Genomic DNA, 21,615 nt, shown 5'->3' on the forward strand with positions numbered 1-21,615 from the left:
GCATGGACACCGTCGTCGTCGCGCTCCGCGTCGTCCTGTCGCTGGGCGTCGTGTTGGCCCTGCTGTGGGTGCTGCAGAAGCGGTTCGCCAAGGGCCTGAGGTCGGGTCGTGCGGCGTCTCCGGTAACGGTCGTCTCCCGCCAGGGCATCGGCACCAAGGCCAGTGTCGTCGTCGTCGACGTCGAGGGTGAGCGGCTCGTGCTCGGCGTGACCGACGCCTCGATCACCGTGCTCGCCGCGGCCGACGCACCGGTCGCGACGCCGACGCTGGAGCTCGTGCCGAGCCCCGCGGCCCCCGCCGACCCGTTCGCACGGACGCTCGCGGCCGTGCAGACCGAGCGCCCCCAGCCCAAACGACATGACGCGTTCGCACAGTCCGCGGTCGAAACATCAACAGGACGCGACACATCGTTTGGGGTCGGGGTCGGGGTCGGGGTCGGGGACGGCGGCGCGGCCGCCGGGACGCCGACGCTGCGCCCCCGCGGCGCCGCCCGCCGCGCAGCCCTCGCGCCCCGCGCGCGCAAAAACCCCGTTGCGCAAGTCGCACCCCGTTCGAACGGGGTTCTTCCTCCGCAACGGGGTTCGGGGCGCCGTGCCGTCGGCACCCGCCGCACCGCGAAGGCGATCGAGGGCTCGATCCTCGCGCCCGACACGTGGCGCCAGGCCGCCGCCGCGATCCGCAGCGGACGCGCCGGATGACCGCGTTCGGCTCCGCGCTGCGTCAGCTCGCGCTGCCGACCGCCCGATTCGGCCTCACCGGGAGCCGCGGCTCCGCGACCGGCGCGCACCGTGCCTCCTCGGCTCCGGGCCGCCGCGCGACCTTCGTGGCCCCGACCCTGAGCTCGACCGCCGTCGGAGCCGCACCCGTGCGCTTCGTCGACACCCGCCTCGCGCGCCTCGTCGTGCTCACCCTGCTCGTGCTGATCACGACGGCGGGGCTGCTCATGCTGATCGGCCAGCAGGCGTCGGCGGCACCCGTCGACCCCGCGGCGCCCGCCGCCCCGACGGCACCGGCCGCCCCCGGCACGGGCACCGGCACCGGCACCGGCTCGACGATGACCGGCACCGACGCGAACACGACCGAGACGTCGGGTCTCACCATCGACCTGAACGGCCCCGACGGCACCCCGTCTCAGGCCGTCGTCACGCTGATCGGCATCACGCTCTTGAGCGTCGCGCCTGCGCTGCTGCTCATGATGACGTCGTTCACGAAGATCTTCGTCGTGCTCGCCATGACGCGGAACGCCCTGGCGCTGCCGTCGATCCCGCCGAACCAGGTGCTCGCCGGTCTCGCGCTGTTCCTCAGCCTGTTCGTGATGGGGCCGATCATCGCGCACATCAACACCGACGCCGTGCAGCCGTACCTCAACGGGCAGCTCGACTTCCAGGGGGCGATCGACGCCGGTGCCGCGCCGCTGCGTCAGTTCATGCTGGCGCACACGCGCGAGGAGGACATCGCGCTGATGACCCGGTCCGCGAACCAGCCGAACCCGACCGACGCGGCGTCCGTGCCGATGCTGACGCTCATCCCGTCGTTCATGATCAGCGAGTTGCGCGCCGCGTTCATCATCGGGTTCGTCATCTTCATCCCCTTCCTCGTGATCGACCTCGTCGTCAGCGCCGCGCTCATGTCGATGGGCATGATGATGCTGCCGCCGGTGATGATCTCGCTGCCGTTCAAGATCCTGCTGTTCGTGCTCGTCGACGGGTGGGGGCTCATCATCAAGAGCCTGATCGAGAGTTACCAGGTGACCGCCTGATGGACTCCAACGCCGTCCTCGACCTGTCCATGCAGGCGCTCATCATCACGGGCAAGCTCGCCGCCCCCGTGCTGATCACGTCGCTCGTCGTCGGTTTCGCGATCTCGCTGCTGCAGTCGATCACGCAGATCCAGGAGGTCACCCTCTCGTTCGTGCCGAAGGCCGTCGCCGTCGCGATCGCCCTCATCGTCTGCGGGCACTGGATGATCAGCGAGATGGTGTCGTTCACCACCGCCGCGTTCGACCGCATCCCGCAACTGCTGAGCGGCGGCTAGGCCGATGACCTTCGATCTCGACCAGCTCGAGGCGATCATGCTGGCCGGGGTCCGCATGGTGGCCTTCCTCGTCGTGGCGCCGCCGTTCTCGTACCGGGCGTTCCCGATCCGGGTCAAGGCGATGCTGGGTCTCGGGCTCGCGATCGCCGTGGGTCCGCGGGTCGCCCCCGGGTACGACGCCCTCGGCACCGGCGAGTTCGTCGTGGCGCTCGTGCTCGAGATCGTCGTCGGCGCGGTGCTCGGCTTCCTCGTGCTGCTCGTCTTCGCTGCCGTCCAGTCGGCCGGCAGCCTGATCGACCTGTTCGGCGGGTTCACGCTGGCGCAGGCGTTCGACCCGCAGTCGATGGTCAACGGCGCCCAGTTCACGCGGCTCTTCCAGATGACGGCGCTCGCCCTGCTGTTCGCGTCGGGCGGCTACCAGCTGATCATCGGCGGCCTGACCCGGTCGTTCGACGCGTTCCCGCTCGGGCTCGGCATGGACCTCACGAACCCGGTCGAGCTGATGACGAACGCCGTCACGCAGATGTTCCTGGCGACGCTGCAGATCGCCGGGCCGCTCTGCGTCGTGCTCTTCCTCGCCGATGTCGGGCTCGGTCTGCTGAGCCGGGTCGCCCCGGCGCTCAACGCGTACGCGATGGGGTTCCCCTTGAAGATCCTCATGACGGTGATGCTCGCCGGTGGCGTGTTCCTCGCCCTGCCGAGCGTCGTCTCGAAGTTGAGCGGCGACGCCGCCGACCTGTTGCTGGGGGTGGGCTGACATGGCGGACGATTCGGGCGAGCGCTCCGAGCAGGCGACCGAGAAGCGGATGCGCGAGGTCCACTCGAAGGGCCAGCTGTCGCGCTCCCAAGACCTCAGCGCGTGGGTCGGCGTCGGCGCGACGGCCGTGATGATCCCGTCGACCATCGAGCGGGCCGCCGAAGCGGGAACCGATCAGCTGTTCACGATCAAGAGCGTCATCGCGCACCCCGACGACCTCAACGTCGTGAACGCGATGATGCACGCCTTCGGCTCGATGGCGTCGACGCTCGGCCCCATGCTCGCCGTGGTCGGCATCGCCGTGCTCGCGACCGCGGTCGCGCAGGGCGGGGTGCACCTCAAGCGCATGACCGGCAGCTACCAGCAGTTCAACCTCCTCACCGGGGTGAAGCGACTGTTCGGCACCCAGGCCCTCTGGCAGGGCGCGAAGTCGCTGATCAAGACCGCCGTCGTCGGCCTCGTGCTGTGGTTCGCGGTGCAGGGCCTCATGCCCGTCCTGATGAGCGGCGGCGGGCTGAGCGTCTCGGCCCTGATCGAGGAGGCGCAGGCCGGCACCGGCACGCTGCTGCGCGCCGCCATCGCGGCCGGTTTGCTGCTGGGCGCCGCCGACGTGTTCGTCGTCATCCGTCGCAACCGCAAGAAGACCCGGATGACGAAGAAGGAGATCAAGGACGAGCACAAGTCGAGCGACGGCGACCCCCTGGTCAAGTCGCAGCGACGCTCGCGTCAGCTCTCGATGAGCCGCAACCGCATGATCGGCGCGATCGCCGACAGCAACGTCGTGCTCGTCAACCCGACCTCCTACGCCGTCGCCCTCACCTACGAGCCGGGCAAGAGCGCACCCCGCGTCGTCGCGAAGGGGGCCGGCGTCATGGCCGCGCGCATCCGCGAGCAGGCCGAGACCTCGTCCGTCCCGATCGTCACCGACGTCCCGCTCACGCGAGCCCTGCACGCCGCCTGCGGTCTCGGCGACGAGATCCCCGTCGACCTCTACACGCCGGTCGCCCGCGTGCTCACCTTCGTCATGACCCTGCAGGCCCGCGGTGCCGCCGCCGCGGCCGGGCAGCACGTCAACCCGCGCCCGACCACGGCCGACGAGGTCGCGACGGTGCTGACGCCCGACTCCCTCGACCCCGACGTCGTGCCGAGGCGGCTGCGCATCCCGAGCGGCGCCGCCGGCCCCGCCGAGGCGCGAGCCGCCGCCGGCGCGACCCCCTCGGCGACCGCAGCCCGTCCGTCCGTCCGACCCCGCACCTCCGGAGCACACTGATGGCCCAGAACACCGCACCGAAGACCTCGCCCCTCGCGGGCCTGCCGAAGCTGCTCGTGCCGATCGGCATCGTCGGCATCGTGCTGCTGCTCGTCGTGCCCGTGCCGTCGCAGCTGCTCGACGTGCTGATCATCGTGAACATCCTGCTCGCGCTCGTCATCCTGCTGACGACGCTGTTCGTGCAGAAGCCGCTCGACTTCAGCGTGTTCCCGTCGCTGCTGCTCGTCGCGACGCTGTTCCGACTCGGGCTGAACGTCGCATCGACCCGGCTCGTGCTCGGCGACGGGTTCGCGGGCGACGTGATCGCCGCGTTCGGGCACGTCGCCGTGAGCGGCTCGATCATCATCGGCGCCGTCATCTTCTGCATCCTGATCGTCATCCAGTTCGTCGTCGTGACGAAGGGCGCCGAGCGCGTGGCCGAGGTCGGCGCACGCTTCACCCTCGACGCGATGCCCGGCAAGCAGATGGCGATCGACGCCGACCTGAACGCCGGTCTGATCACGGACGAGGTCGCGAAGCAGCGCCGCGCCGACGTCAGCGCCGAGGCCGACTTCTACGGCGCGATGGACGGCGCCTCGAAGTTCGTCAAGGGCGACGCGATCGCCGGAATCCTCATCATCATCATCAACCTCGTCGGCGGCATCGCCATCGGCGTGCTGCAGCGCGGCATGGAGATCACCGACGCGCTCGGCACCTACGGCCTGCTCACGATCGGCGACGGTCTCGTCACGCAGATCCCCGCGCTGCTGATGGCCGTCTCCACCGGCATGATCGTCACCCGCGCGAACAGCGACAACGACATGGGCTCGTCGGCGGCGACGCAGCTGACGCAGTCGCGCACCGCGATCCTGATCGCGGGTGTCGCGGCGCTCGGCATGGGGTTCATCCCCGGCATGCCGATCATCCCGTTCATGCTGATCGGCGTGACGCTGCTGCTCGTCGCCTACCGCCTCGACGTCAAGGCGAAGGCCGAGGAGGCGCGCGCGGCACTCGCGGAACAGCAGGCGCAGGTCGCGCCCGCGGAGACGACCGACGACCTGATCGAGCAGATGCGGGTGCACGCGCTCGAGATCCTGCTCGCGCCCGACCTCGTCGACATGGTGTCGGGGGCGTCCGACGACCTGCTCGGCCGGGTCAAGGCGCTGCGGCGCAAGATCGCGGTCGAGATGGGCCTCGTCGTGCCGCCGGTGCGCACTCGCGACAGCGTCGAGCTTCCGCCGTCGACGTACTCGATCCGCATCGCGGGTGTCGAGGCGGGCCGCGGCCAGGCTCCCGCACGCTCGGTGCTGGCGCTCGGCGACGCGCTCGACGGTCTGCCCGGCACGGCCACGGTGGAGCCCGTGTTCGGCCTGGCCGGCAAGTGGGTGCCGGCCGAGATGCGGCACAGCGCCGAGATGACCGGCGCGACCGTGATCGACCGGGTCTCCGTGCTCGTCACGCACCTGTCGTCGATCATCGCCGACAACGCCGCCCGGCTGCTCAGCCGCGAGGACGTGCGCGTCCTCACCGAGGGGGTCAAGCAGGTCAACCCGTCGGCCGTCGACGATCTCGTGCCCGGCATGCTCTCGCTGGCCGAGTTGCAGCGCGTGCTGCAGGGTCTCCTGTCGGAGCGCATCCCGATCAACGACCTCGCGCGGATCTGCGAGGGGCTGACGCTGCGAGCCAAGGTGTCGACCGACCCGGAGGGACTCGTCGAGGCGGCCCGCGCCTCCTTGGGTCCGGCGTTGACGGCGCAGTACCTCGACGGCACCGTGCTGCGCGTCATCATGATCGACCCGTCGCTCGAGCAGTCGATGCTCGAGGGGCTGCGGCCGAGCGACCAGGGCACGCAGATCCTGCTCGACGGGCACCGGGTCGAGCAGGTGCTCGCGTCTCTGCGCGAGTCGGTCGCGGCCGTCGAGGCGCAGGGGCTGAGCGCCGTGCTGGTCTGTGCGCCCGCGCTGCGGCCGGCGATCCGTCGACTCGTGTCGGCGCAGCAGAACGGCCTGCCGGTGCTGTCGTACCAGGAGGCGACCGCGGCCGGGTCGACCATCGAGACGGTCGGCGTCGTGCGCGCGTCCGACGCGATCGTCGGCTGAGATGTCGCCGACACGCATTCACCTGAGCGGGTCGTCGCTCGACGAGCTGCGCGAGCAGGTGCGCGTCGAGCACGGCCCTGCGGCCCGCATCGTCGCGGCCCGCCGCGTCACCGTCGGCGGCATCGCCGGATTCTTCGCGCGCAAGCACTACGAGGTCACGGTCGAGGTGCCCGTGCCGAGCCGCGACGCACCTGTCGCCCGGGTCACGATCACACAGGCGACTCCGCGCGCCGGCATCGCGGCGCTGCTGGCGGACGCCGACGCCGCGGAGGACGCACTGCACGGGGGAGCGGGCGCGTCGTCCGTCTCTTCTGGCGCGGCTGTCGCTGCTGCTCCCGCTGCGAGCTCTCGCGGTTCGCGCGTCGCGGCGCCCGCGCCGGCCCCCGGCACGCGTCGTGCCGCCCGGCTCGCCGCGGGCCCGGCCGCCGTCGGACCGGCGCCGGTCTCGACCGAGTCCGATGCGTTCGCCTCGATCATGGACGACCTCGTCTTCAACGGCATCGCCCCGGCCGAGAGCCCGGAGCCCGTGTCGACACCCGCCCCGGAGGCGCGGGCCGGGTCCGCGACGGCCGTCACCGACCTCGGGTGGCCGGGCCGTGCCTCCTCGGCTCTGCCCTCGCTGCCCGGCGAGCTGCCCGTCCCTCCTGCGGTCCTCACCGGTGCCGGAGACCTCGTCGTCGTCGTGGGCCGCCCCGGCGACGCGTTCCGCGTGGCGGCGGCCATGTCGTCGAGCCACGGTCTCCGCTCGGTCGACGTCGACGACCGGCGCAGCGGTATCCTCGCCCGCGCCACGGGTGTCCACGAGGGAGCAGCCGTCATCACGGCGCTCGCCTGGGACGACCGGGCCGCCGCCGTGCTGCAGGCCGTCGGCGCGGACCAGGTCTGGGTCGCCGTCGACGCCGGACGCAAGCACGACGACACCGCGCGCTGGGTCGACGCCGTCCGGGCCGTCGTGCCGGTCGCCGCCGCCGCCGTCGTCGGGGAGGACGACACCGCGACCCCCGGCACCGTACACCTGCTCGGCATCCCCGTCGGCTGGCAGGGCTGACCCGCCCCGCCCGCCCCGCCCGCCCCGCCCCACTTCTCGCAATTTGCGACCATTTCGCGCGCAACAGTGGCTTTTCCCACTTTTGCAGCTCGGTCACGAGCGGATCGGTCGCGAATTGCGACGAGCGGCCGCGCCGACCACGCCGGGCCGGGCAGCCGCGGCAGCACGACGCGTTCACTAAGCTGGCCGGATGCTGGTGTTGACGCGCAAGGTCGGGGAGCGGATCCTCATCGGTGACGACATCGTCATCACCGTGCTCGACTCGCGCGGCGACGGTGTCCGCATCGGCATCGACGCACCGCGCGGGGTCAAGATCCAGCGCGAAGAGGTCGTCCAGGCCGTGACCGAGGCCAACGTCGAGGCGGCGAAGGCCCCCGACGACGCCGAGGCCCGGTTGCGTGCCGCACTCGGCGGTACCGTGCCCCGCGCCGACTCGTAGCCCGTCGCTACACCCTCTATCCGTCGCTACACCCCTGACGTGGGGGGTGTAGCGCCGCAAAAGGGGTGTAGCGCCGACCCCACGCCGGACGCGGCGCCGGACGCGGCGCCCGGCGCGGCGCCCGCTACCGCGCCCCGAACACGCTCCGCGACGGTTCGGGCGACGGCACGGCCGTCGCGTCCGTCACGACGGGGGCCCCGGCCACGAAGTCGCGCAACTCGCGCCCGTGCACGACCTTCGCGGGCAGCGGGTCCGACGAGTACAACCGCGGCATCCGATCCGTCGGCAGCGGCGACGGCGATCCGATCAGCACGACGTTGCCGAACCGGCGGCCCTTCAGGGTGGCGGGGTCCGCGACGGCGACGACGTGCTCGAACACGGTCGCGAGCGTCGAGGCCTGACCCCGCGCGAACGCGAGCCCCGCACCGTCGGCCGAGTTGACGACGAGCATCCCGGTGGGCGACAGGAAGGCCGCCGCCGCCGTGTAGAACTCGAGCGACGTCACGTGCGCCGGGATGCGCGATCCGCCGAACACATCCACCACGAGCAGGTCGACGGTACCGCGCAGACCGTTCGGCAGCTTCTCCATCACCTCGCGCGCGTCGCCGTAGCGGACCCGGATCGACGCGCCCTTCGGCAGCGGCAGCGTCTCGCGCACCAGGGCGACGAGGTCGGCCTCGAGCTCGACGACCTGCTGGCGCGAGCCGGGCCGCGTCGCCTCGACGTAGCGGGGTAGCGTCAGCGCGCCGGCGCCGAGGTGCAGTGCCGTGATCGGGCCGTCGGGCAGCAGGTCGATGGCGTGCCCGATGCGCCGGATGTACTCGAACGCCAGATGCGTCGGGTCGTCGAGGTCGACGTGCGACTGCGGTGTGCCGTCCACCACGAGGGTGTACGAGCCGGGTCGGTGTCGGTCCTCGTCGACGCGGGCCAGGCCTGCGCCGACCGAGATCTCGTGCGGGGCGTCGTCCTGGGCTGCGGCCATGCCCTCAAGCCTCCCATGCCGGGTGCGCGACGGCCGCGCAAGCCTCCCATGCCGGGTGCGCGACGGCCGCGCCGATCTCCACCCGCGCCTCCTCGGGTCTCCACCCTGGGGTGGTGGGTCCCGCGTCGGTGCGCGGCGAGGCTGGAGTCATGACAGACAACCTCTTCCTCACCATCGTGATCGGCCTGCTCGTGGTCGGCTGGCTCGCGTACCGGCAGCTGCAGTGGACGGGCATCGACCGGCGCAGCGTGTGGCGTTCGCCGATCGTGCTGGGCGGCATCGGGCTGGTCCTGCTGGCTCAGTCGTCGCACGGTGTCGCGGTCGGCACCGTCGACATCGCCCTGATCGTGGTCGAGGCCGCGGTGTCCCTCGGTCTCGGGCTGCTGATGGGTCGCCTGACGCGCTTCCGCACCGCGGCGCGACCCGACAGGAAGGGGCGGGTGATCGAGGCGCGCACCGGCCGTGCGGGTGCCGCGCTCTGGATCGCGCTCATCGCCGTCCGCGTGCTCATGGGCGTGGTCGGAGCCTCGCTCGGCGCGCACCTGCTCGAGAGCACCGGCGTCATCCTGCTCACCATCGCCGTCAACCGCGCCGCCCTGGCGCTCGTCGTCGACGCGAAACTGCCCGAGGAGGCGCGGGTCGCCACCCGATGACGGCCCGGGTCCACAATGGGTCGGTGTCGTCGCGCGTCCCCGAGTCCCCGTCGACGCGGGCGTCTGCCCCGGCCTCCGGGGCCTGGTCCGGCACGCAACCGCTCGCCGCCGCTCCCGCACCCGCTCCCGCCTCGATGACGAGGGCGGGGCTCGCCCTCAACCTGGTGGGCGTCGTCGTGGTCGCCTACTGGGCCGTCGTCGGGCAGGGGGCCGCGCCGCGGCCTGTCGTGATCGGCCTGGCGGCCGTGGCGCTCGCCGCGTGGGCCGTCCGCTCCGTGCTCGCGGCGACGGGGCGGACCGGTCCCGCCCGCACGGGCCGTCGCACCGGTCCCGGCCTCGCTCCCGGTCTCGCGGTCGTCATGGTGGTCGCCGGCTCGCTCGCCGTCGAGCCGACGGACGCGGTGCTCATCACGCCGGTCATCGTGGGTCTCGTGACGCTGGTAGCCGACCGGGCCGTGCCGCGCCTCCTCGGCCCGGGCCTGGCGCTCGTCGCCGCCGTCGTCACGGCGGTCGGCTCGGCACTCGGCGGCCGCTCGCCGGAGTTCGTGCTCGGCGTGCTGGCCGGCATCGTGCTCGGCATCGTCCTCGGCGTGACCCGCCGGCAGGCGGCCGAGGCCGAGGCCCAGCGGGTCGAGCTGCTGCACCGAGGCGTCGAGATCGAGCGCGAGCAGCAGCGCAACGCCCTGCTGGCCGATCGGGCCCGGGCGGCGCGCGACATCCACGACGTCCTGGCGCACAGTCTCGGCGGCCTCGTCGTGCAGCTCGACGCGGTCGAGGCACTGCTCGAGGCGGACCGCATCGACGAGGCGACCGGGCGGGTCGGCCGGGCGCGGGCCCTCGCCGCCGACGGCCTGGCCGAGGCCCGCCGCGCCGTGTCCGCGTTGCGGGAGCCGACGACCTCCGCGTCCGCCTCCGAGTCGACCGCGTCCACCGGCGTCGCGGGGCTGCTCGCCGATCACGTGGAGCTGGGCGGCACCGTCGTCGCCGACGGGGTCGAGCTCGTGGCGGCTCTGCCTGCTCCGCATCGCGCGGTCGCGACGGCCCTCGTGCGCGAGGCGCTCAGCAACGTCCGTCGGCACGCCCCGGGCGAGACCGCGACGATCGTCGTGACGCCGGGGCGCCTCCTCGTGTCGAACCCCCTCGCCGCCGCCGTCTCCGACTCGGCAACCGACGTGGGCGCTCGTGCCGCCGCGGCGCCGGGTGCGGGACACGGCCTCGTGGGCATGTGCGAGCGGGTGGCCGCCCTCGACGACGGCTCGCGCATTGAGACGCGACCGCGCGACGGCCTCTTCGTCGTCGAGGTCTCGTGGGGGAGCGCGACGTGACCATCCGCCTCCTCGTGGCCGACGACCAGGCGATCGTCCGCGACGGTCTCGTCACCGTGCTGTCGCTGCTGCCCGATGTCGACGTCGTCGGCGAGGCGTCGGACGGTCTCGAGGCCGTGCGGCTCGTCGCCGAGCTCACGCCCGACGTCGTGCTGATGGACCTCCGCATGCCCGGTCTCGACGGGCCGGGTGCGACGGCCCGCATCGTGGCCGAGCACCCGACCGCCGCGGTGCTCGTGCTGACGACGTACGCCGACGACGAGTCGATCGTCGCCGCACTCCGGGCCGGAGCCCGCGGCTACCTCACGAAGGACGCAGGCCGGGCCGAGCTGGCGAGCGCCGTCCGCGCCGTCGCCGCCGGTCAGTCGGTCTTCGACGCGACGGTCGGCGCCCTGCTCGTCGCAGGCGCGACCCGTTCCCTCGCGGGCGGCGACAGGGCCGAGGAGGCGCGGCAGACCCCCGCGGTCACGTCACCCGAGTCGATCCGCGCCCGGTTCCCGCCGCTCACGCCGCGCGAGGCGGAGGTGCTGGCGCTCGTCGCCGTGGGCCTCGCGAACCCCGAGGTGGCGGCGCGCCTGTTCGTCAGCGTGGCCACCGTCAAGACGCATGTGAACACGGTGTTCGCGAAGCTCGGGGTGCGCACGCGGGCCGAGGCGATCGCCGCCGTGCACGCCTCGCCGGCAGGGGAATAAAGCTTCGAGTCCGGGGTTATACCGAAGGTTCCGCAAAGAGTCAACGATGGGGCTGGACAGGCGTGTCCCGGCCGACCTAGTATTGACCTTTGCGCTCCTCCTGCGTTCTGTCGTCATATTGCGGTCGACAGCAGGTCCGAGACGACCATCCCCGAATATGGCGGCGGGGCATGTATCGAGTCGTCTCGGTGGGCCGACCACCATTCACAACCATACTGTCCGACAGTGATGACCCGACGGGGTCCACGGAGGTTACTTCCTTGGCTGCTGCGAACACCGCATCCACCAACTCACCCAAGAATGGCCGCGCAGCTTCGCGGCTCTCGTTCGCCAAGATCACAGACACGCTGACGGTCCCCGACCTTCTCGCGCTGCAGACCGAGAGCTTCGACTGGCTCGTCGGCAACGACATCTGGAAGACGCGCCTCGCCGAGGCGACCGAGCAGGGTCGCACCGACCTCGCCCTGAACTCGGGTCTGGAGGAGATCTTCGAGGAGATCTCCCCGATCGAGGACCTCGGCGAGACGATGCAGCTCTCGTTCACGGCTCCCGAGCTCGAAGACCCGAAGTACTCCATCGACGAGTGCAAGGAGCGCGGCAAGACCTACGCGGCTCCCCTCTACGTCAACGCCGAGTTCATGAACCACCTCACCGGTGAGATCAAGACGCAGACCGTGTTCATGGGCGACTTCCCGCTCATGACCGAGCGTGGCACGTTCATCATCAACGGCACCGAGCGCGTCGTCGTCTCGCAGCTCGTCCGCAGCCCGGGCGTGTACTTCGAGCGCGCCTCCGACAAGACGTCCGACAAGGACATCTACTCGGCTCGCGTCATCCCCAGCCGCGGTGCCTGGCTCGAGTTCGAGATCGACAAGCGCGACCAGGTCGGCGTCCGCATCGACCGCAAGCGCAAGCAGAGCGTCACCGTCTTCCTCAAGGCCCTCGGCCTGACGAGCGAAGAGATCATGGAGAAGTTCCAGGGCTTCGCCTCGATCGAGGCGACGCTCGAGAAGGACGCCATCCTCACGAAGGAAGAGGCGCTCAAGGACATCTACCGCAAGCTGCGTCCCGGCGAGCAGGTCGCTGCCGAGGCCGCCCGCGCGCTGCTCGACAACTTCTACTTCAACCCGAAGCGCTACGACCTGGCGAAGGTCGGTCGTTACAAGATCAACCGCAAGCTCGGTATCGACGCGCCGCTGACCGACTCCGTGCTGACCGTCGACGACATCGTCGCGACGATCAAGTACCTCGTGTCGCTGCACGCCGAGGAGAAGAACATGGACGGCGTCCGCGACGGCGAGGCCGTCTCGCTGCGCCTCGACGTCGACGACATCGACCACTTCGGCAACCGTCGCATCCGCGCGGTCGGCGAGCTGATCCAGAACCAGGTCCGCACCGGTCTGTCGCGCATGGAGCGCGTCGTCCGCGAGCGCATGACGACTCAGGACATCGAGGCGATCACGCCGCAGACCCTGATCAACGTGCGCCCCGTCGTCGCCGCGATCAAGGAGTTCTTCGGCACGTCGCAGCTGTCGCAGTTCATGGACCAGAACAACCCGCTGTCGGGTCTGACGCACAAGCGTCGCCTCAGCGCGCTCGGCCCCGGCGGTCTGTCGCGTGAGCGTGCCGGTGTCGAGGTCCGCGACGTCCACCCGTCGCACTACGGCCGCATGTGCCCCATCGAGACCCCTGAAGGCCCGAACATCGGTCTGATCGGCTCGCTGGCCTCGTTCGCGCGCATCAACTCGTTCGGCTTCATCGAGACGCCGTACCGCCGCGTGATCAAGGGCAACGTCACCACGACGATCGACTACCTCACCGCCTCCGAGGAGGACGAGTTCGTCGTCGCCCAGGCCAACGCGCCGCTCAACGACAAGTTCGACTTCGTCGACGAGACCGTCCTGGTCCGCAAGAAGGGCGGCGAGGTGGAGCTCGTCGCCAAGGACGAGGTCGACTACATGGACGTCTCGCCGCGCCAGATGGTCTCCGTCGCGACGTCGCTCATCCCCTTCCTCGAGCACGATGACGCTAACCGCGCCCTCATGGGTGCGAACATGCAGCGCCAGGCCGTCCCGCTGGTCCGCAGCGAGAGCCCCCTGGTCGGTACCGGCATGGAGGGCTACACCGCCATCGACGCCGGCGACGTGGTCACGGCCGATGCAGCCGGTGTCGTCACCGAGGTCTCGGCCGACGTCGTCACCGTGCAGCTCGACGAGGGCGGCACGCAGGACTACTACCTGCGCAAGTTCGACCGCTCGAACCAGGGCGCCAGCTACAACCACCGTGTGATCGTCGACGCCGGTCAGCGTGTCGAGGTCGGCGAGGTCATCGCCGATGGCCCCGCCACCGAGAACGGCGAGCTCGCGCTCGGCAAGAACCTGCTCGTCGCGTTCATGCCGTGGGAGGGCTACAACTACGAGGACGCGATGATCCTGTCGCAGAACCTCGTCAAGGACGACACGCTCTCCTCGATCCACATCGAGGAGTACGAGGTCGACGCCCGCGACACGAAGCTCGGTAAAGAAGAGATCACCCGTGATCTGCCGAACGTCAGCCCCGACCTGCTGGCCGACCTCGACGAGCGCGGCATCATCCGCATCGGAGCCGAGGTCCGTCCCGGTGACATCCTCGTCGGCAAGGTCACGCCCAAGGGTGAGACCGAGCTGTCCGCCGAAGAGCGTCTGCTCCGCGCGATCTTCAACGAGAAGAGCCGCGAGGTCCGCGACACGTCCCTGAAGGTGCCCCACGGCATGCAGGGCACGATCATCGGCGTCAAGGTGTTCGACGCGCAGGACGGCGACGACGAGCTCGGCTCGGGCGTCAACCAGCGCGTGGTCGTGTTCATCGCCCAGAAGCGCAAGATCACCGCGGGTGACAAGCTCGCCGGTCGTCACGGCAACAAGGGCGTCATCTCGACCATCCTCCCCGTCGAGGACATGCCGTTCCTCGCGGACGGCACGCCGGTCGACATCATCCTGAACCCGCTGGGCGTCCCCGGTCGAATGAACTTCGGCCAGGTGCTCGAGATCCACCTCGGGTGGATCGCGGCGCAGGGCTGGAACGTCGAGGGCATCCAGGAGTGGGCGAAGAACCTGCCGAAGGAGGCGCTCAGCGCCGCCCCCGGCACGAAGGTCGCCACCCCGGTGTTCGACGGTGCGGCGGAGCGCGAGATCGAGGGCCTCCTCGACTCGACCCTGCCCACGCGCGACGGCGAGCGTCTCATCGGTTCGTCCGGTAAGGCCCAGCTGTTCGACGGCCGCTCCGGCGAGCCGTTCCCGCAGCCCGTCTCGGTCGGCTACATGTACATCCTGAAGCTGCACCACCTCGTCGACGACAAGATCCACGCTCGCTCGACGGGTCCGTACTCGATGATCACGCAGCAGCCGCTGGGTGGTAAGGCGCAGTTCGGTGGTCAGCGCTTCGGTGAGATGGAGGTGTGGGCCCTGGAGGCCTACGGCGCGGCGTACGCCCTGCAGGAGCTCCTCACCATCAAGTCCGACGACATCCTCGGTCGCGTCAAGGTCTACGAGGCGATCGTCAAGGGTGAGAACATCCAGGAGCCCGGAATCCCCGAGAGCTTCAAGGTGCTCATCAAAGAGATGCAGTCGCTCTGCCTGAACGTCGAGGTGCTCTCGGCAGACGGACAGACGGTCAGCCTCCGCGACACGGATGACGAGGTCTTCCGTGCCGCCGAAGAGCTCGGCATCAACATCTCCTCCCGCTTCGAGTCGTCGAACATCGACGAGATCTAAGCCGCACCCAAGACAACTTCGACACTTTTCGAAAAAGGGATAAACATTGCTCGAAGCAACAACTTTCGATGAGCTGCGGATCGGCCTCGCAACGGCCGACAACATCCGCGCGTGGTCGCACGGTGAGGTCAAGAAGCCGGAGACCATCAACTACCGCACCCTGAAGCCGGAGAAGGACGGTCTGTTCGGCGAGCAGATCTTCGGACCCTCCCGCGACTGGGAGTGCGCCTGTGGCAAGTACAAGCGAGTCCGCTTCAAGGGCATCGTCTGCGAGCGCTGCGGCGTCGAGGTCACGAAGTCGTCCGTGCGCCGTGAGCGCATGGGCCACATCGAGCTCGCCGCTCCGGTCACGCACATCTGGTACTTCAAGGGTGTGCCGTCGCGTCTGGGCTACTTGCTCGACATGGCCCCGAAGGACCTCGAGAAGGTCATCTACTTCGCGGCCTACATGGTCATCTCGATCGACGAAGAGGGCCGTCACGCCGACATGCCCGGGCTCGAGAACGAGCTCCGTCTCGAGATCAAGCAGCTCGAGACGCAGCGCGACACGCGCATCGCCGACCGTCTGCAGAAGCTCGAGGACGACCTCGCGGCCCTCGAGGCCGAAGGCGCCAAGAGCGACCAGAAGCGTCGTGCCAAGGACGGCGCCGAGAAGGAGATGTCGCAGCTCCGCAAGACGTTCGACGAGGACATCACTCGCCTCGAGCGCGTCTGGGAGGACTTCCGCACGCTCAAGGTCGGCGACCTCAAGCCCGAGGACGCCGTCTTCCACGAGCTGCAGGACCGCTTCGGTATCTACTTCGAGGCCCACATGGGCGCCGAGGCGATCAAGAAGCGTCTCGAGAGCTTCGACCTGACCGCCGAGGCCGAGACCCTGCACCTGCAGATCTCGGAGGGCAAGGGTCAGAAGAAGATCCGTGCGATCAAGCGTCTGCGTGTCGTGTCGTCCTTCCTCGCGACCGGCAACTCGCCGGCCGCGATGGTGCTCGACGTCGTCCCGGTCATCCCGCCGGAGCTGCGCCCGATGGTGCAGCTCGACGGTGGCCGTTTCGCGACCAGCGACCTGAACGACCTCTACCGCCGCGTGATCAACCGCAACAACCGCCTCCGTCGTCTGCTCGATCTCGGTGCCCCCGAGATCATCGTGAACAACGAGAAGCGCATGCTGCAGGAGGCCGTCGACGCCCTGTTCGACAACGGTCGCCGTGGTCGCCCCGTCACCGGTACCGGCAACCGTGCCCTCAAGTCCCTGAGCGACATGCTCAAGGGAAAGCAGGGTCGATTCCGCCAGAACCTGCTCGGAAAGCGCGTCGACTACTCGGGTCGTTCGGTCATCATCGTCGGCCCGACGCTGAAGCTGCACCAGTGCGGTCTGCCCAAGCAGATGGCGCTCGAGCTGTTCAAGCCGTTCGTCATCAAGCGCCTGATCGACCTGAGCCACGCTCAGAACATCAAGTCGGCCAAGCGCATGGTCGAGCGTTCGCGTCCGCAGGTCTGGGACGTGCTCGAAGAGATCATCCGCGAGCGCCCCGTGCTGCTGAACCGTGCACCTACGCTGCACCGTCTCGGCATCCAGGCGTTCGAGCCCCAGCTCGTCGAGGGCAAGGCGATCCAGCTGCACCCGCTCGTCTGCGCCGCGTTCAACGCGGACTTCGACGGTGACCAGATGGCCGTCCACCTGCCCCTGTCGGTCGAGGCCCAGGCCGAGGCGCGCATCCTCATGCTCGCCTCGAACAACATCCTGAAGCCGTCCGACGGCCGTCCGGTGACCCTGCCCGCACAGGACATGATCATCGGTCTGCACTACCTCACGACGGTCACCCCCGGTGCCATCGGTGAGGGTCGTGCGTTCTCCTCGGTCGCCGAGGCGATCCTGGCGAAGGACCAGAACACGCTCGACCTGAACGCCATGGTCAAAATCCGCATGAACGGCATCCACTTCGCCGAGGGCCAGGCGCCCGAGGGCTACGAGCTGGGTAACGACGTGCTGGTCGAGACGACGCTGGGTCGCGCGCTGTTCAACGAGAACCTGCCGGCCGACTACCCGTTCGTGCAGGAGGTCACCGACAAGGGTGTCCTCTCGACGATCGTCAACGACCTGGCCGAGCGCTACCCCAAGGTGGCGGTCGCCGCGGCGCTGGACAACATCAAGGACGCCGGTTTCTACTGGGCCTCGCGCTCGGGTGTGACGGTGGCGCTGAGCGACGTGCTCACGCCTCCGCGCAAGCCCGAGATCGTCGCGGGCTACGAGAAGCAGGCCGCCGCGGTGCAGTCCGAGTTCGACAAGGGTCTGATCAGCGACGCCGAGCGTCGTGCCGATCTGATCAAGATCTGGACGGAGGCCACGAACGAGGTCGCCGCCGAGATGCGCTCGAACTTCCCGGTCGACAACACCATCAACCGCATGGTGACGTCGGGTGCTCGTGGTAACTGGCTGCAGGTGCGCAACATCGCCGGTATGCGAGGCCTGGTGAACAACCCGAAGGGTGACATCATCCCTCGCCCGATCATCTCCTCGTACCGCGAGGGTCTGTCGGTGGCCGAGTACTTCATCGCGACGCACGGTGCCCGTAAGGGTCTGGCCGACACGGCTCTCCGTACGGCCGACTCGGGGTACCTGACCCGTCGTCTCGTCGACGTGTCGCAGGACGTCATCATCCGTGAGGACGACTGCGGTACGACGCGAGGCCTCGAGATGCCGATCGCCGCACCCGACGCCAACGGCGTCATGGTGCGCGACGCGACCGTCGAGAACACGGTGTACGCCCGCACGCTGTCGGCCGAGGCCGTCGACGCGCAGGGCACGGTGCTGGCCGACGCCGGCGCCGACGTCGGAGACGTGCTGATCGACCAGCTCGTGGCGGCCGGTGTCGAGACCATCAAGGTCCGCTCCGTCCTCACCTGTGAGGCCGCCGTCGGTGTCTGCGCCAAGTGCTACGGCCGTTCGCTGGCCACCGGCAACCTGGTCGACATCGGTGAGGCCGTCGGCATCATCGCGGCACAGTCGATCGGTGAGCCCGGCACGCAGCTGACCATGCGTACCTTCCACACCGGTGGTTCGGCTTCGGCCGACGACATCACGCAGGGTCTGCCCCGCGTGACGGAGCTGTTCGAGGCCCGCACCCCCAAGGGTGCGTCGCCCATCGCGGACGGTGCCGGTCGCATCACCATCGAGGACACCGACAAGGCTCGCCGGGTCATCCTGCAGCCCGACAACGGTGACGAGCCGATCGCGTACCCCGTGCTCAAGCGTTCGACCCTCCTGGTCGAAGACGGACAGCACGTCGAGCTCGGTCAGCAGATCATCGCCGGTGCCGTCGACCCGAAGGAGGTCCTTCGCGTGAAGGGCGTCCGCGCGGTTCAGCAGCACCTCGTGGGCGGCGTCCAGGATGTCTACCGCTCGCAGGGTGTGCCCATCCACGACAAGCACATCGAGGTCATCGTCCGTCAGATGCTCCGCAAGGTCACCGTCGTCGACCACGGCGACACCGACCTGCTGCCGGGCGAGCTCGTCGACCGGTCGAAGTACAACGAGATCAACCGTGGCGCACTGACCGAGGGCAAGCGGACCGCGTCCGCTCGTCAGGAGGTCATGGGCATCACGAAGGCCTCGCTGGCGACCGAGTCGTGGCTGTCGGCCGCGTCCTTCCAGGAGACGACCCGCGTGCTCACGCAGGCCGCCATGGAGGGCAAGAGCGACCCGCTGGTCGGCCTGAAGGAGAACGTGATCATCGGAAAGCTGATCCCGGCCGGTACGGGTCTGACCCGCTACCGCAACGTCTCCGTCGAGGCGACCGAAGAGGCCAAGGCCGAGCGTTACCCGAACCGCGTCTTCACCGACGACGCGTCGTTCACCGAGGGTGACCTCAGCTTCGTCGACTTCGACTCGTTCTCGTCCGACGACTTCACGCCGGGAACGTACAACTAGTCACACACCGCTCCACCTCGACGGCCCCGTTCGTGCTCCGGCACGGGCGGGGCCGTCGCCGTGTGCGTGGGTCCGGAGGCGCGGCGCGTGCAAGCGGGCACGCCCCGGCGACGCGCGGCCCGGCACACGACAGAACCCCCGGGCGATCGGCGTGCCTCGGCGACGAGGTGACCGACCGCCCGGGGGTTCCGGGCGACGCGGAGGATCAGAAGGCGAGCTGGCCTTCGACCTCCTTCGACTTCATGCGGGCGAGGGCGAGGTTGCCCTTGGCGCGGTCGATGACGAAGTAGATGAACACCTCGCGGTTCGACGCCAGCGGGCGGATGATGTGGAACTGCGACGACAGCGTGATCAGGATGTCGTCGATCGAGTCGGCGAGGCCGAGCGAGCGCGCGGTCTTCAGCTTGGCGCGGACGACCTCGGTGTTGCCGGCCGCGGCCAGCTCGAGGTCGATGCCGCTGCCGGCGCCACCGAGCAGCATGCCGCTGCCGCTGTCGACGACGGCAGCCGCCATCGCGCCGTCGACGGCGAGGAGGGCTTCGAGGGATTCGTTGATGTTTGCCATGGAGATCGGTTCTTTCGTGTCGGGTACGTCGACCGCCAGATGACGGGCGCGGGGATGCCGGCGACCACGGAAGAGCGGACGCACGGGGTTCGAGGGGGTCAGAAGGCCTGTGCCGCGAGCGGCGGCGAGGCGGGAGCAGCCGAGGAGGCGCGCTCGGCGAGTGCCGTCGACAGGCGTTGGGCGCAGCGTCGGGCCACGGTCAGGGCCTTGCCGAGCATCTCGCCGTCGTCGAAGAGCGCGCCGAGGACGATCGGCTGACCCGCGACGCGGAGCTGGATGACGTGTCCGCGCGCGGACGCGATGATGACGTACTCGCTCGAGCCGATGCGGAGCTCTCGGGCCACGGCCTCGCTGAGCGCCTGGATCGAGCTCGCCATGCTGGCGAAGCGGTTGCCGTCGACGGCTGCGTCCACCGCGCCTCCGGCGGGTGCCTCGGGGATGTGCACGACCTCGAAACCGTCGTCGGTCAGCAGCGATGCGTAGAGCAGGGCGTCGCTGATCGACTTCATGTCGAGGAGGGCCTCGCGGCCGAGCGCGATCGTGTCGGGGTCGAGGTGCGGCGCGGTCATGCGGACACCCCATCGCGGGCGGGGGCCGAGGCCGAGGCCGCAGCCGTCGGGTTCGCGACGGCGAACATCGAGCGCATCTCGATGTTTGCGACGAGGGTCATGAGCACGGTGCGCATCTGGCTCTCTTCTCGGGGATCGACGGTGAACACCGGCACGATCAGGTCGGGGCGTCGCTCCGACAGGGCGGCGGAGTAGTCGGCGACGGAAGGAGTCGACGCGACGTCCGAGCGCGTGGCGGCGACGATGACGCCGCCCTTGTCGTACAGGTCGCGGAACTCGTCGAGAAAGTGCAGCATCTCGCCGATCGGGTCGGCCGCATCGTTGTTGACGAGCAGCACCATGCCCTCGGCGCGCTCCTTGAGGATCGTCCACATGAAGTCGAAGCGCTGTTGACCGGGGACGCCGTAGAGGCGCACCTTCTCGTCGGCGGCGAGGGTGATCTCGCCGTAGTCGAGGGCCACCGTGGTGGTGTCCTTGTCGGCCGTCTCGCGGTCGGTGTTGGCGGCCTCGGTCCGGACGACGGCGGTCTCGCTGAGCGTCTCGATGGCGGTCGTCTTGCCGGCGCCCATCGGGCCGGCGAACAGGATGACGTGCTCGGCCATCAGAGACCGAGCCGATCGCGCAGGCGCCCGAACAGGCCGCGCTTGCCCGTGCTCACCGGCACGAGTGCCGGGGCGGGGGCGGGCTCCGTGGTGACGCCCGCGGCGACCTCGGCCGCCACGGGGGACTCCGACCGCAGGAGGCGCATCAGGCTGAACGCGTTGATGAGACGTCGCGCCTCGGACGGGTCGGACTCGGAGGCATTGGCCAACTCGTCCACGGGCAGGAAGGCGTAGCCGAGCATGGCCGTCATCCGCATCTGGTCTCCGTCGTGGGTCAGCATGGTGAAGTTCGGCCAGCGCACGAGGCGGTAGCGGTCGTGCCGCTGCAGCCACCAGGCGAGCTCGCCCAAGAAGGAGTTGAGCCCGATCAGCCAGAGCAGGGCGTCGAGATCGGTGCCCGGGGCGCGGGCCGCCTCGACGTCGGGGTTCTTCGTGTCGACGACGACCTCGATGTCGCCCGGCTCGGTCGGGAAGGCCGCCAGCGGCGTGTCCCACCAGTAGGCGTGCGTCTCGACGTCGATGACGAGGGGCAGGTGCCCGGGCACCCGCACCGTCACGATCGACGGCGACGGGTCGGTCTGGAGGCGGTGCAAGGCGATCGCGACGCCGGTCCAGCCGAACGCGGGCACGGTGATGCCCGTCGTGGTCGTCTCGGGCTCGTAGACGTGCGAACGTCGGCGGGCCTCGGGCGGCGTCACGAGATCGTCGATGTTCATCGAGTGACCTCCGTCTGCAGGTGGTGCGGCATTACGTCCCCATTCCGTTGGTGTGCGAGATCGTCGTCCGTGATCGCCTGGGGGACACCGCTGGGCGCCCCGGGAACTCTCGCAGCGTCCACTACAGCAGCCGCGCCTCCGGCCTCACCATCCCCCGTTCTGGGCAACGGCACCCCCTGTTCTGGGCTGGTCAGAGGCCTCTTCT

18 protein-coding genes are annotated in these 21,615 nt (G+C 69.8%); 13 read left to right on the forward strand and 5 right to left on the reverse strand.

The window, feature by feature from the left end:
- Positions 1 to 2: 2 nt before the first annotated feature.
- From ACPEEZ_RS01905 to csrA, 8 genes are all read left to right on the forward strand, one after another.
- The gene (locus tag ACPEEZ_RS01905; RefSeq protein WP_423922018.1) at positions 3 to 698 is read left to right on the forward strand and encodes a FliO/MopB family protein; all 696 of its coding nucleotides are present in this window, start codon (positions 3 to 5) and stop codon (positions 696 to 698) included.
- Positions 699 to 943: 245 nt separating this feature from the next.
- Positions 944 to 1,759, forward strand: coding sequence for a flagellar type III secretion system pore protein FliP (gene fliP / locus ACPEEZ_RS01910; RefSeq protein WP_423924324.1), 816 nt, complete (start codon positions 944 to 946; stop codon positions 1,757 to 1,759).
- Positions 1,759 to 2,034, forward strand: a complete 276-nt coding sequence (fliQ, locus tag ACPEEZ_RS01915) for a flagellar biosynthesis protein FliQ (RefSeq protein WP_423922020.1) — start codon at positions 1,759 to 1,761, stop codon at positions 2,032 to 2,034. The genes fliP and fliQ overlap by 1 nt, the downstream gene beginning before the upstream one ends.
- A gap of 4 nt (positions 2,035 to 2,038) precedes the next feature.
- Positions 2,039 to 2,791 (forward strand): flagellar biosynthetic protein FliR, encoded by a 753-nt coding sequence (locus tag ACPEEZ_RS01920; protein WP_423922023.1) that lies wholly within the window; start codon positions 2,039 to 2,041, stop codon positions 2,789 to 2,791.
- Between the two features lies 1 nt (position 2,792).
- Positions 2,793 to 4,061, forward strand: coding sequence for an EscU/YscU/HrcU family type III secretion system export apparatus switch protein (locus ACPEEZ_RS01925; protein WP_423922025.1), 1,269 nt, complete (start codon positions 2,793 to 2,795; stop codon positions 4,059 to 4,061).
- The gene (locus ACPEEZ_RS01930; RefSeq protein ID WP_423922028.1) at positions 4,061 to 6,139 is read left to right on the forward strand and encodes a flagellar biosynthesis protein FlhA; all 2,079 of its coding nucleotides are present in this window, start codon (positions 4,061 to 4,063) and stop codon (positions 6,137 to 6,139) included. The genes ACPEEZ_RS01925 and ACPEEZ_RS01930 overlap by 1 nt, the downstream gene beginning before the upstream one ends.
- 1 nt (position 6,140) lies before the next feature.
- Positions 6,141 to 7,187: a hypothetical protein gene (locus ACPEEZ_RS01935; RefSeq protein ID WP_423922031.1), complete on the forward strand. Its 1,047-nt coding sequence runs from the start codon at positions 6,141 to 6,143 to the stop codon at positions 7,185 to 7,187.
- Between the two features lie 190 nt (positions 7,188 to 7,377).
- A complete protein-coding gene (csrA, locus tag ACPEEZ_RS01940) occupies positions 7,378 to 7,626 on the forward strand; it encodes a carbon storage regulator CsrA (protein WP_423922034.1) in 249 nt (82 codons plus the stop codon).
- Between the two features lie 124 nt (positions 7,627 to 7,750).
- Here the strand turns inward: csrA and ACPEEZ_RS01945 are convergent, their stop codons facing one another.
- Positions 7,751 to 8,608 carry a spermidine synthase gene (locus ACPEEZ_RS01945; RefSeq protein WP_423922037.1) on the reverse strand — a complete coding sequence of 286 codons (858 nt, stop codon included), beginning with the start codon at positions 8,606 to 8,608 and terminating at the stop codon, positions 7,751 to 7,753.
- A 149-nt stretch (positions 8,609 to 8,757) separates the two neighbouring features.
- On the opposite strand from ACPEEZ_RS01945, the gene ACPEEZ_RS01950 reads away from it, so the two are divergent.
- From ACPEEZ_RS01950 to ACPEEZ_RS01970, 5 genes are all read left to right on the forward strand, one after another.
- Complete coding sequence (locus ACPEEZ_RS01950) at positions 8,758 to 9,261, forward strand: hypothetical protein (RefSeq protein ID WP_423922040.1); 504 nt, start codon at positions 8,758 to 8,760, stop codon at positions 9,259 to 9,261.
- A 23-nt stretch (positions 9,262 to 9,284) separates the two neighbouring features.
- The gene (locus ACPEEZ_RS01955) at positions 9,285 to 10,586 is read left to right on the forward strand and encodes a sensor histidine kinase (protein WP_423922042.1); all 1,302 of its coding nucleotides are present in this window, start codon (positions 9,285 to 9,287) and stop codon (positions 10,584 to 10,586) included.
- Positions 10,583 to 11,278, forward strand: a complete 696-nt coding sequence (locus ACPEEZ_RS01960) for a response regulator (protein ID WP_423922045.1) — start codon at positions 10,583 to 10,585, stop codon at positions 11,276 to 11,278. Before ACPEEZ_RS01955 ends, ACPEEZ_RS01960 begins: the two co-directional genes overlap by 4 nt.
- 260 nt (positions 11,279 to 11,538) lie before the next feature.
- On the forward strand, positions 11,539 to 15,030 hold the full coding sequence (gene rpoB, locus ACPEEZ_RS01965; protein ID WP_423922047.1) for a DNA-directed RNA polymerase subunit beta: 3,492 nt from the start codon (positions 11,539 to 11,541) through the stop codon (positions 15,028 to 15,030).
- A gap of 46 nt (positions 15,031 to 15,076) precedes the next feature.
- Positions 15,077 to 18,958: a DNA-directed RNA polymerase subunit beta' gene (locus ACPEEZ_RS01970; RefSeq protein ID WP_423922050.1), complete on the forward strand. Its 3,882-nt coding sequence runs from the start codon at positions 15,077 to 15,079 to the stop codon at positions 18,956 to 18,958.
- 205 nt (positions 18,959 to 19,163) lie between these two features.
- Here ACPEEZ_RS01970 and ACPEEZ_RS01975 read toward each other — a convergent pair whose 3' ends face one another.
- The 4 genes from ACPEEZ_RS01975 to ACPEEZ_RS01990 all read right to left on the reverse strand — a co-directional run bounded on the left by ACPEEZ_RS01975 (position 19,164) and on the right by ACPEEZ_RS01990 (position 21,410).
- Positions 19,164 to 19,523: a hypothetical protein gene (locus tag ACPEEZ_RS01975; protein ID WP_423922053.1), complete on the reverse strand. Its 360-nt coding sequence runs from the start codon at positions 19,521 to 19,523 to the stop codon at positions 19,164 to 19,166.
- A 98-nt stretch (positions 19,524 to 19,621) separates the two neighbouring features.
- Positions 19,622 to 20,092: a roadblock/LC7 domain-containing protein gene (locus ACPEEZ_RS01980; protein ID WP_423922055.1), complete on the reverse strand. Its 471-nt coding sequence runs from the start codon at positions 20,090 to 20,092 to the stop codon at positions 19,622 to 19,624.
- On the reverse strand, positions 20,089 to 20,694 hold the full coding sequence (locus ACPEEZ_RS01985) for a GTP-binding protein (RefSeq protein WP_423922057.1): 606 nt from the start codon (positions 20,692 to 20,694) through the stop codon (positions 20,089 to 20,091). The genes ACPEEZ_RS01980 and ACPEEZ_RS01985 overlap by 4 nt, the downstream gene beginning before the upstream one ends.
- Positions 20,694 to 21,410: a hypothetical protein gene (locus ACPEEZ_RS01990; protein WP_423922060.1), complete on the reverse strand. Its 717-nt coding sequence runs from the start codon at positions 21,408 to 21,410 to the stop codon at positions 20,694 to 20,696. Before ACPEEZ_RS01990 ends, ACPEEZ_RS01985 begins: the two co-directional genes overlap by 1 nt.
- Positions 21,411 to 21,615 lie beyond the last annotated feature (205 nt).

Origin of the sequence: Frigoribacterium sp. 2-23, assembly GCF_049601585.1 — a bacterium.
Lineage (GTDB): Bacteria > Actinomycetota > Actinomycetes > Actinomycetales > Microbacteriaceae > Frigoribacterium.